Raw genomic sequence first — 11,807 nt, 5'->3', positions numbered from 1 at the left:
TCACAATTATAAAATTAGAAAACTTACTATATAGGCTTTACAAGTCCTGTAAAAAGCGTTACCATTGTTTTAAGAAAAAATTATAAAAACAAACGTCTTTAATTTAGAGTCCTGTGAGGCTCAAAAGACATGAATAGAGAATGTAAAAATCTTTTCAATCCTAATAAGAATGTGTTTTAAACGTACGAGAGACGTTAAAATGTTTCGATAGGGATATGACGAATTTTGCTTATTCTAAACTCGTGTCTATTAAAGACACGAGTTTTTTGTTAGGAGTGAATAATGTTGGTTGAACGTGTGATTTTAGATGAATCGGCGATAAATCGTACGCTAACACGTATTGCTCATGAAATCTTAGAATATAATAAAGGATCAGACAATTTAGCGTTACTTGGTATTAAAACGCGTGGAGAGTATCTGGCAAAACGTATTCAACAAAAGATTCAACAAATTGAAGAAGTCGAAGTCCCAACTGGCACGATTGATATTACTGACTTTCGAGATGACATTGATGCAAGAAGTCAACAGTTAAATAAGACTTTTGAAATTAATGCAGACCTAACGAATCGCGTGGTCATCATCGTGGATGATGTTTTATACACAGGTCGAACAGTTAGAGCCTCACTTGATGCGATTTTAATGTATACAAGACCTAAAAAGATAGGCCTTGCTACACTGGTCGATCGTGGTCATCGGGAGTTACCAATACGCGCTGACTTTGTTGGTAAAAATATACCGACTTCACATGAAGAATCTGTCAGTGTTTATTTAAATGAAATTGATCAACGCAATGCCGTTGTCATCACATAAAGCCTTTTAATTCAGTACGAGAGACTGACAAAGGACGAGCACATCCTATTTGTATTCATTTTATGCTATTCAAATGTTGTATTTGTAAAAGTGATAATGAATAAAATGTAAAGATGTCAAACCTCAGTCTCTTACCTTAAAAAAGGTGAAGAGACTTTTTTTATGCGAAAGGAAGAAAACTATGGAAAACGATCAAATGTTTAAACGTACCGTTCAACCGGTACTCGATGTGAATGAAAGACCAAAAGCGGGGCAGTGGGCATTTTTAAGTTTACAGCACTTGTTTGCGATGTTTGGTGCCACGGTACTTGTTCCGTTTCTCACTGGACTTCCAGTATCATCGGCCTTGCTTGCTTCAGGAATTGGTACATTATTCTACATATTAATAACGAAAGGAAAGATTCCTGCATACTTAGGCTCAAGTTTTGCTTTTATTACACCGATTATTACAGGTTTGAGCACAAATAGCTTAGGCGATATGCTTGTCGCCTTATTCATGAGTGGTGTGATGTACGTCATTATTGGGATTGCCATTAAGTTAAGCGGTATTAACTGGTTAATGCATCTCTTACCACCCGTTGTAGTCGGTCCTGTCATTATGGTTATTGGTCTTAGTCTTGCACCAACTGCTGTTAATATGGCGATGTTTGAAAATGCAGGAGATATGAAAGGCTACAACCTCAGTTATATTGCAGTTGCAGGCATTACATTATTAGTGACTTTGATTATTCAAGGATTTGCGAAAGGCTTCTTTTCTCTAATTCCTGTACTCATAGGTATTGTCGTGGGATATATTACAGCGATTATATTTGGAATAGTGGACTTTAAACCAGTTGAAAAAGCAGCATGGTTCCAGTTCCCGGATATTTACTTACCATTTGCTGATTATCATCCTTCCATTCATCTCGGTTTGATTACCATCATGTTGCCCATTGTATTTGTAACAGTAAGTGAACATATTGGTCATCAAATGGTCATCAATAAAATCGTAGGACGTAATTTCTTCGAAGATCCAGGCTTACATCGTTCAATCATTGGCGACGGGGTTTCAACAATGTTTTCAAGCATTATCGGTGGACCACCAAGTACAACTTACGGAGAAAACATTGGTGTGTTGGCCATTACAAAAATTTACAGTATTTATGTCATTGGTGGCGCTGCTGTATTTGCCATCATGTTAGGGTTTGTAGGTAAATTTACAGCATTGATTTCATCTATCCCGACACCAGTAATGGGCGGTGTGTCTATCTTGTTATTTGGAACAATCGCAGCGAGCGGTTTGAGAATGCTCGTAGAAAGCCAAGTGGATTTTGCTCAAAATCGTAATCTTGTCATTGCTTCAGTCATTTTAGTAATAGGAATTGGAAATATGATGCTTAACTTGTCTGATTTAGGTGTCAAATTAACTATTGAAGGTATGGCATTATCAGCAACAGCAGGTATTTTATTGAATTTACTCTTACCAAAACGATAAACATTAGGAGGTCTTGTCAATGGAACATCTTGTTTCAATGGAACACTTATCTGTAAAAGAAATTGAAAACCTTATTCAAAAAGCTTCTCAATACAAGAAAGGTGAAGACGTACCCAGTTTAGAAGGTCATTATATAGCGAACTTATTTTTTGAAAACTCTACACGTACAAAATGTAGTTTTGAAATGGCAGAACACCGATTAAACATTAAACAAATTAATTTTGAATCAACAGCTTCTTCTGTACAAAAAGGAGAATCGCTTTATGACACTTGTCGTACACTCCAAAGTATAGGTTGCGACGCTTTAGTTATTAGACATGAACAAAATAACTATTATGATGAATTGTTGAACATGGGCATTCCAATCATTAATGCGGGCGATGGAAGCGGCCAACATCCAACACAGAGTCTGTTAGATTTAATGACCATTTACGAAGAGTTTGGACGATTTAAAGGGTTGAATGTTGTGATATGTGGAGATATTAAAAACTCACGTGTTGCGCGAAGTAACTATCACAGTTTGACAGCACTGGGTGCGAATGTTTCGTTCTCAAGTCCTGAAATTTGGCAAGACGATACGATGGAAGCAGAATATGTCGACTTAGATGACGTCATCGATCAAGTGGATATTGTGATGTTACTAAGAGTACAACATGAAAGACATACTGTTGGCTCACATGGGTTTGAAAAAGCTTCATACCATGCACAATACGGGCTCACAGAAGAACGCTACGAAAAATTACAAGAACATGCGATTGTTATGCATCCTGCACCAGTCAATCGGGATGTTGAAATTGCCGATTCTTTAGTTGAAGCACCGCAATCACGAATTTTTAAACAAATGGAAAATGGTGTGTATCTCAGAATGGCTGTACTGACAGAAACAATTAAAAAATAAGGGAGAGAATCGGATATGAAATTAATTCAAAATGCAAAAATGCTAGAAGCAGGTCAATTAAAAAAGGTAGATGTTTTGATTGAAGGTAAAACAATCAAGCAAATTGCTGAATCAATAGAAGCAACAGATGAAATGACTATCATCGATGCAAAAGGTCATTTCTTATCTCCAGGGTTTATCGATGTCCATGTACATTTAAGAGAACCTGGTGGTGAACATAAAGAAACGATTGAAACAGGAACGCGTGCAGCGGCTCGCGGTGGTTTTACAACTGTTTGTCCGATGCCTAATACAAAGCCTGTTCCTGACTCTATAGAAAATTTAACGCATTTGAATGAATTAATTGCTAAAAGTGCACATGTGCGTGTATTACCTTATGCTTCAATCACTGTAAGACAGGCTGGGAGAGAACATGTAGATTTTAAAGCACTTACAGAAAATGGTGCTTTTGCTTTTACGGATGACGGTGTTGGTGTCCAACAAGCTTCAATGATGTATGAAGCAATGCAACAAGCTAAAGCTCAAAATAAAGCTGTCGTTGCCCACTGTGAAGACAATAGTTTGATTTATGGTGGTGCGATGCATGAAGGTAAAAGAAGTAAAGCGCTCGGTATCCCGGGGATTCCAAATATTTGTGAATCTGTCCAAATTGCCCGTGATGTTTTATTGAGTGAAGCAACAGGATGTCACTATCATGTTTGTCATGTTTCGACAAAAGAAAGTGTACGCGTGATTAGAGATGCTAAAAAAGCAGGTATTCCAGTAACCGCAGAAGTCACACCTCATCATCTTTTACTAACAGAGGATGATATTCCAGGTGACAATGCAATCTATAAAATGAATCCGCCGCTAAGAAGTCACGAAGATAGAGCGGCATTATTAGAAGGTTTATTAGATGGCACAATTGACTGCATTGCAACAGATCATGCGCCACACGCAGCAGAAGAAAAAGCACAACCTATGACACGTGCACCATTTGGTATTGTGGGTAGTGAGACTGCATTCCCATTATTGTATACGCACTTTGTTAAAAATGGAGACTGGTCATTACAACAACTTGTAGACTACTTAACAACGAAACCTGCACAAACTTTTGATTTACCATACGGTCGTTTAGAAGAAGGTAGCTTAGCAGATTTAACGTTGATTAACTTAGAAGACGAATACGAAATTAAAGCAGAAGACTTCTTGTCTAAAGCATCGAATACACCATTCTTAGGAGAAAAAGTATACGGTAATCCTATTTTAACAATGGTAGAAGGACATATTTGTTATGAGGGGGCAAAATAAAGATGTTTGAAAAACGTTATCTCGTGTTAGAAGATGGCTCACATTATACTGGATTTAAATTAGGATCAGACCGCTTAACACAAGGGGAGATTGTTTTTAATACTGCAATGACAGGATATCAAGAAACAATTTCAGACCCTTCGTATACAGGGCAAATTATTACATTTACTTACCCGCTTATTGGTAACTATGGGATTAATCGTGATGATTTCGAATCATTGACGCCTACATTAAATGGTGTTGTGGTTAAAGAGGCTTGTACGACACCAAGTAATTTTCGGGCACAAAAGTCGATAGATGAAGTTTTGAAAGAATACGACATTCCCGGTTTGAGTGGTGTAGATACAAGAAGTATTACGAAAAAAATTCGTCAGCATGGGGTTTTAAAAGCTGCTTTTGTAGACCATGAAACAGAAATTGATGAAATGATTCAAAAACTACAAACAATGACATTCCCTAGAACAGAGGTACCAACAGTTTCTACAAAAACGCCTTATGTTTCAACGGGATTTGATCTTCGCGTGGTACTTGTAGATTTCGGTAAAAAACAAAATATTGTGCGTGAATTGAACGCACGTGGCTGTGAAGTGACAGTCGTTCCTTATGATACATCAGCTGATGAAATTCTTAAAATGCGTCCAGATGGTGTCATGTTATCCAATGGACCTGGAGACCCAGAGGATGTCGAAGTTGCCCTTGAAATGATTAATGGTATTTTAGGTAAAATTCCATTCTTCGGAATTTGTCTAGGCCATCAATTATTTGCCTTATCTCAAGGTGCAAAGTCATTCAAAATGAAGTTTGGTCACCGTGGTGCGAATCACCCAGTGAAAGATTTAAAAACTGGGAAAATTGCGCTTACGAGTCAAAACCATGGTTATGCCATTGATGCAGCATCTATTGAAAACACAGATTTAGAGATTACACATATCGCTATAAATGACGGTACAGTTGAAGGACTTAAACATAAAACGTTACCTGCATTTTCAGTGCAATATCACCCAGAAGCATGTCCTGGACCAACAGATTCTAATTACTTATTCGATCAGTTTGTTGAAATGATGCAACAAAATAAACAAAAGGAGCGCGTTACTTATGCCTAAAAGAAATGACATTGAAACGATTCTTGTGATAGGTTCAGGACCTATTATTATTGGTCAAGCAGCAGAATTTGATTACGCTGGCACACAAGCTTGTTTAGCACTTAAAGAAGAAGGTTATCGTGTCATTTTAGTGAACTCGAATCCTGCTACGATTATGACAGATAAGGAAATTGCGGATAAAGTCTATATTGAACCGTTAACACATGATTTTATTGCACGTATCATACGTAAAGAACAACCTGATGCATTGCTGCCTACATTAGGTGGACAAACAGGATTAAACATGGCGATTGAACTTCACGAAAGCGGTGTGTTGGCATCAAATCATGTTCAACTTTTAGGTACAAAATTATCATCTATTGAACAGGCTGAAGACCGGGAATTATTCCGTAGCCTGATGAATGAACTGGATGTGCCTGTACCAGAGAGTGATATTGTAAACACGCTTGAACAAGCAATCGAATTTAAAAATAAAGTCGGTTATCCATTAATCGTTCGTCCTGCATTCACAATGGGAGGTACAGGTGGTGGTATTTGTCATAACGATGAGGAATTACATGAAGTCGTTTCTAATGGATTGAAATACAGCCCAGCAACGCAATGTTTAATTGAAAAATCAATAGCAGGCTTTAAAGAAATTGAATACGAAGTGATGCGTGATAAAAATGATAACGCAATTGTTGTATGTAATATGGAAAATATCGACCCCGTTGGTATTCATACAGGAGATTCAGTTGTTGTGGCACCAAGTCAAACACTATCAGATGTGGAATATCAAATGTTGCGCGATGTCTCTCTTAAAGTCATTCGTGCTTTAGGTATTGAAGGCGGTTGTAACGTTCAACTTGCCCTTGACCCACATTCAATGCAGTACTATATCATTGAAGTGAACCCACGTGTATCTCGTTCATCAGCATTAGCTTCAAAGGCAACCGGCTATCCGATTGCAAAGCTCGCTGCTAAAATCGCTGTAGGTCTCACATTAGATGAAATGAAAAACCCTGTTACAGGAACATCTTATGCGGCATTTGAACCAAGTTTGGATTATATCGTATCAAAAATTCCACGTTTTCCATTTGATAAATTTGAAAAAGGTGAGCGCGAGCTCGGCACACAAATGAAAGCAACTGGAGAAGTCATGTCAATCGGCCGTACGTATGAAGAATCATTATTAAAGGCGATTCGTTCACTGGAGTATGGCGTCCATCATTTAGGTTTACCTAACGGTGAATCCTATGATTTGGATTACATTAAATCTCGAATTCAAGCCCAAGATGATGAGCGTTTATTCTTTATTGGTGAAGCGATTCGCAGAGGAACAACACTCGAAGAACTTCATGAAATGACACGTATCGATTACTTCTTTTTAAATAAATTTAAAAACATCATCGACATGGAACATGCGTTAAAAGAAAACAAAGGGGATATCGATTATTTAAGATTTGCGAAGCGTTTTGGCTTCAGTGATCGTGTCATCGCACATCGCTTTGAAATGACAGAGGAAGCGGTATATCAACTACGTCAAGAACATCATATTAATCCAGTATATAAAATGGTGGATACATGTGCAGCTGAATTCGAATCTGCAACGCCGTATTATTATGGAACTTACGAAGAAGAAAATGAGTCTATCGTTACAGAAAAAGAAAAAATAATTGTTCTAGGTTCAGGTCCGATTCGTATTGGTCAAGGTGTAGAGTTTGACTATGCAACGGTACACGCAGTTTGGGCTATCCAAAATGCCGGCTATGAAGCTATTATCGTCAATAACAATCCAGAAACAGTGTCAACAGATTTCTCTATCTCAGATAAGCTTTATTTTGAACCATTAACAGAAGAAGACGTTATGAACATTATTAACTTAGAACGTCCTAAAGGCGTTGTCGTTCAGTTTGGTGGTCAAACTGCAATCAACCTTGCTGATAAATTAGCGAAATATGGTGTGGAAATTTTAGGAACATCATTAGAGAATTTAAATCGCGCTGAAGACAGAAAAGAGTTTGAAGGTTTGTTAAATCAAATCCAAGTGCCACAACCAAAAGGGAAAACAGCAACTTCAGCTGAAGAAGCTTTGGCCAATGCGAGAGACATTGGTTATCCAGTAGTTGTAAGACCGTCTTACGTATTAGGCGGACGCGCAATGGAAATTGTTTATAACGATGACGAGTTAGAAAATTATATGAAGGAAGCGGTTAAAGCAAGCCCTGAACATCCAGTATTAGTAGACCGTTACTTAACAGGTAAAGAAATAGAAGTCGATGCCATTTGTGATGGTGATACGGTTATTATACCGGGAATTATGGAACATATTGAACGTGCTGGTGTTCACTCTGGAGACTCCATTGCGGTATACCCACCACAAACATTAACTCAAGATGAAATCGCTACGCTTGAAGCTTATACGATTAAACTGGCAAAAGGCTTAAATATCATCGGATTAATTAACATTCAGTTCGTCCTTGCACATGATGGGGTATATGTTTTAGAAGTGAACCCAAGATCAAGTCGCACAGTCCCATTTTTAAGTAAAATCACTGAAATTCCAATGGCACAGCTCGCAATGAAAGCTATTATGGGACAGAAATTAGCAGAACTCGGTTTTGAACCCGGTATTCAACCCTATCAAGAAGGGGTATTTGTGAAAGCCCCCGTATTTAGTTTTAATAAATTAAAAAATGTAGACATCACTTTAGGACCTGAAATGAAATCTACAGGTGAAGTCATGGGACGCGATTTAACACTTGAAAAGGCGCTTTACAAAGGCTTAACAGCGGCAGGGATGGAAGTTAAAGATTATGGAACGGTATTAATCACTGTGAGTGATAAAGATAAAGACGAAATGGTCAAAATTGCAAAGCGTCTGAATGAAGTTGGGTATAAAATTATAGCGACAGAAGGCACAGCTAAAAAATTAGCTGAGCATGCGATTAAAGTGCAAACGGTTGATAAAATTGGTGGTCATGACGATCTTATCACAAAGATTCAAAACGGCGACGTTCAAATCGTTATTAACACAATGACTAAAGGTAAAACAATCGAAAGGGACGGTTTCCAAATTCGTCGCGCATCAGTAGAAAATGGCGTGCCATGTCTCACATCACTTGATACAGCAAATGCATTAACGAATGTGATTGAAAGTATGACATTCTCTATGAGAAATATGTAGGAGGTTAAGTTGTGGTGGAAAAATTAACTGTCATCTCTAATCAAAATATTGCGGATCGTATTTATGAACTGAAAGTATCTGGGCCGGCGGTTGCTGATTTAAAGCAACCCGGTCAGTTTGTACACATTAAGACTGGAGAAGGTTCATTACACATGTTACGAAGACCGATTTCAATTTGTGAAATTGATCAAGAAAGCAATAGCTTTACAATGCTTTTCCGTGCTGAAGGAGAAGGTACGAAGCGTATTGCAGCTTTACATGAAGGGGATGAAATCGACATTTTAGCACCACTTGGAAATGGCTTCCCAGTTGATAAAGCGAAACGAAAAGCATTGCTCGTAGGTGGCGGAATAGGGGTACCACCGCTTTATGAACTGTCTAAACAACTCAATCAAAATGGTATTGAAACTGTTCATGTACTTGGTTTTCGTTCATCTAAAGATGTTTTTTATGAAAATCACTTCAAAGCTTTAGGAGAAACACATATTGTAACAGAAGATGGTTCAAAAGGTGAAAAGGGATTTGTTACAACGGTCATTGACCAACTTCCAATCGATTATGATATTTTTTATACATGTGGGCCAAAACCGATGTTAAAAGCATTAAATGAATTAGAAGCTTTAAAGGATGTACCTGGATACATTTCATTAGAAGAAAGAATGGGATGCGGTATTGGTGCTTGTTTTGCTTGTGTATGTCATGTGCCTAATCATCCGACTGATTACGTTAAAGTATGTACAGATGGACCTGTTTTCGAGAGAGGAGCTGTTGTATTATGAGTCGATTAAATGTAGAAATACCCGGTTTATCTCTTAAGAACCCAGTGATGCCTGCCAGTGGTTGCTTTGCTTTTGGCGCAGAATACGGACAATTTTATGACTTGTCTGATTTAGGCGCAATCATGATTAAAGCAGCTACAAAAGAAGCAAGGTTCGGTAATGAAACACCGCGTGTTGCCGAAACGGATAGCGGTATGATTAATGCCATCGGATTACAAAATCCTGGCGTCCATCATATTATTGAACACGAATTGAAAGCGTTGGAAGCATATGATGTGCCAATTATTGCGAATGTAGCCGGTTCTTTGGAAGAAGATTATGTCTACGTTGCAGAGCATATTTCTAAAGCGCCAAATGTAAAGGCACTAGAATTAAACATCTCTTGTCCTAATGTCAAAGAGGGTGGCATGCAATTTGGTGTCGATCCTGAAGTAGCAGCTGAATTAACACGCAAAGTTAAGGCAGTATCTTCTGTGCCGGTTTATGTCAAATTGTCACCTAATGTGACCAATATTGTGGAAATGGCTCAAGCTATCGCTGAATATGCAGATGGACTTACAATGATAAATACCCTTGTTGGTCTTAAAATCGATCCTCGTACGGGCCAACCTATTATTCATAATATTATCGGTGGCTTAAGTGGTCCTGCAATTAAGCCAGTCGCATTACGAATGGTCTATGAAGTAAGAAAAGCATTGCCTCATATTCCTATTATCGCAATGGGTGGTGTACAAAACGCTCAAGATGTCATTGACTATATTTCAGTGGGTGCAGATGCGGTTGCTGTAGGGACTGCAAATTTCCAAAATCCATTAGTATGTAAAGAAATTATTGATGACTTACCTGAACGATTAGATGCACTCAATGTTCAACACATCTTAGATATAAAAGGACGCACGCAGAAAGGATTGTCAGTACATGAGAAATGACCCCATTATCGCATTAGATTTCGCAACTGAAGCGGATGTTATTGCATTTTTAAACCACTTTGATGAATCTTTATTTGTTAAAGTGGGCATGGAACTTTTTTATCAAACAGGACCTGAGCTTATCAAAAAGATAAAAGCATTAGGCCATGATATTTTTCTCGACTTGAAATTACATGATATTCCAAATACAGTGGGCAAGGCGATGGAAGGATTAGCTCAACTGGATGTTGATATGGTTAACGTTCATGCTGCCGGTGGATCAGAAATGATGAAACGTGCCGTTGAAGGTTTAAAAAAACATAATCCGAATATTAAACTGATCGCAGTAACGCAACTTACATCGACATCAGAAACACAACTTCATCATGAACAAAATATTCAAACAACAATGGAAGAAGCGGTGTTGAATTATGCGCAACTTGCACAATGCGCTGGACTTGATGGTGTTGTTTGCTCACCATTAGAAGCGAGTCTATTAAAATCGGAATGTGGAGAGAACTTCTTAAAAGTGACGCCAGGAATTCGTCCGGCGAATAGTAAATCAGATGATCAAAAAAGAATAACGACACCTGAAGATGCAAAAAAACGTGGGTCCACGCACATCGTTGTTGGTCGACCTATTACACAAAGTGACAATCCTGTAGAAAGCTATCATCAAATTAAGGAAAGTTGGTTAAATGAATGTCAAAATTAATTGCAAAATCATTATTAGATATTGAAGCAGTTTCTTTATCTCCAAACGAGATGTTTACATGGAGCTCGGGTATCAAATCGCCGATATACTGTGATAATCGTGTGACGTTAGGTTATCCTGAAGTACGTGAAGCAATCCGTGATGGTTTAATACAACTTATTGAAAAACACTTTCCAGATGTTGAAGTTGTTTCTGGAACAGCAACTGCGGGCATTCCACATGCAGCCTATATCTCAGATAAAATGAGTTTGCCGATGAATTATGTACGCTCAAAAAGTAAAAGTCATGGTAAGCAAAACCAAATAGAAGGTGCATTAAGTAACAATAAAAAAGTAGTGGTTGTGGAAGATTTAATTTCGACGGGTGGTTCATCGATTACAGCAGTTAATGCTTTACGTGAAGCAGGAGCGGATGTATTAGGTGTCGTTGCCATCTTTACATACGGATTAAGTAAAGCTGATGAAATGTTTAAAGATGGCAAAGTGCCTTTTTATACGTTGAGTCATTACGATGAGTTAATCGAAGTTGCGCAAGCTGAAGGTAAAATCTCAGAAGCAGATATTGAAACATTAATTAATTGGCGTAATCAACTTTAATTGAGAGATACGCAATAGAAAGAGCGGGATAAGAAAATCAATTTGATTGCTATCCCGCTTCTTTATAT

At 38.0% G+C, this 11,807-nt stretch carries 10 protein-coding genes; all 10 read left to right on the top strand.

The features are described from left to right. Positions 1-285: 285 nt before the first annotated feature. The 10 genes from pyrR to pyrE all read left to right on the top strand — a co-directional run bounded on the left by pyrR (position 286) and on the right by pyrE (position 11,739). Entirely contained in the window at positions 286-810 is a 525-nt protein-coding gene (gene pyrR / locus KM149_RS08205; protein ID WP_050331977.1) for a bifunctional pyr operon transcriptional regulator/uracil phosphoribosyltransferase PyrR, read from the top strand. A 181-nt stretch (positions 811-991) separates the two neighbouring features. Further along, positions 992-2,284, top strand: coding sequence for a uracil-xanthine permease family protein (locus KM149_RS08200; protein WP_050331271.1), 1,293 nt, complete (start codon positions 992-994; stop codon positions 2,282-2,284). Between the two features lie 19 nt (positions 2,285-2,303). After that, positions 2,304-3,182, top strand: coding sequence for an aspartate carbamoyltransferase catalytic subunit (locus tag KM149_RS08195; RefSeq protein WP_182280438.1), 879 nt, complete (start codon positions 2,304-2,306; stop codon positions 3,180-3,182). Positions 3,183-3,197: 15 nt separating this feature from the next. Beyond that, on the top strand, positions 3,198-4,472 hold the full coding sequence (locus KM149_RS08190) for a dihydroorotase (protein ID WP_103356588.1): 1,275 nt from the start codon (positions 3,198-3,200) through the stop codon (positions 4,470-4,472). 2 nt (positions 4,473-4,474) lie between these two features. Continuing rightward, entirely contained in the window at positions 4,475-5,575 is a 1,101-nt protein-coding gene (locus KM149_RS08185; protein WP_050331266.1) for a carbamoyl phosphate synthase small subunit, read from the top strand. After that, complete coding sequence (gene carB, locus KM149_RS08180; RefSeq protein ID WP_241415285.1) at positions 5,568-8,741, top strand: carbamoyl-phosphate synthase large subunit; 3,174 nt, start codon at positions 5,568-5,570, stop codon at positions 8,739-8,741. The genes KM149_RS08185 and carB overlap by 8 nt, the downstream gene beginning before the upstream one ends. Positions 8,742-8,755: 14 nt before the next feature. Further along, positions 8,756-9,520: a dihydroorotate dehydrogenase electron transfer subunit gene (locus tag KM149_RS08175; RefSeq protein ID WP_050346229.1), complete on the top strand. Its 765-nt coding sequence runs from the start codon at positions 8,756-8,758 to the stop codon at positions 9,518-9,520. Beyond that, the gene (locus KM149_RS08170; RefSeq protein ID WP_241415284.1) at positions 9,517-10,449 is read left to right on the top strand and encodes a dihydroorotate dehydrogenase; all 933 of its coding nucleotides are present in this window, start codon (positions 9,517-9,519) and stop codon (positions 10,447-10,449) included. Before KM149_RS08175 ends, KM149_RS08170 begins: the two co-directional genes overlap by 4 nt. Next, positions 10,439-11,143, top strand: a complete 705-nt coding sequence (gene pyrF, locus KM149_RS08165) for an orotidine-5'-phosphate decarboxylase (RefSeq protein ID WP_214970326.1) — start codon at positions 10,439-10,441, stop codon at positions 11,141-11,143. Before KM149_RS08170 ends, pyrF begins: the two co-directional genes overlap by 11 nt. Then, positions 11,131-11,739 (top strand): orotate phosphoribosyltransferase, encoded by a 609-nt coding sequence (gene pyrE, locus KM149_RS08160; protein WP_241415283.1) that lies wholly within the window; start codon positions 11,131-11,133, stop codon positions 11,737-11,739. The genes pyrF and pyrE overlap by 13 nt, the downstream gene beginning before the upstream one ends. Positions 11,740-11,807: the final 68 nt, after the last annotated feature.

It is taken from the genome of Staphylococcus coagulans (assembly GCF_022557135.1).
Taxonomy (GTDB): domain Bacteria; phylum Bacillota; class Bacilli; order Staphylococcales; family Staphylococcaceae; genus Staphylococcus; species Staphylococcus coagulans.
Note: the sequence above shows the minus strand (reverse complement) of the source record. Positions and strands in the feature narration are given on the sequence as shown.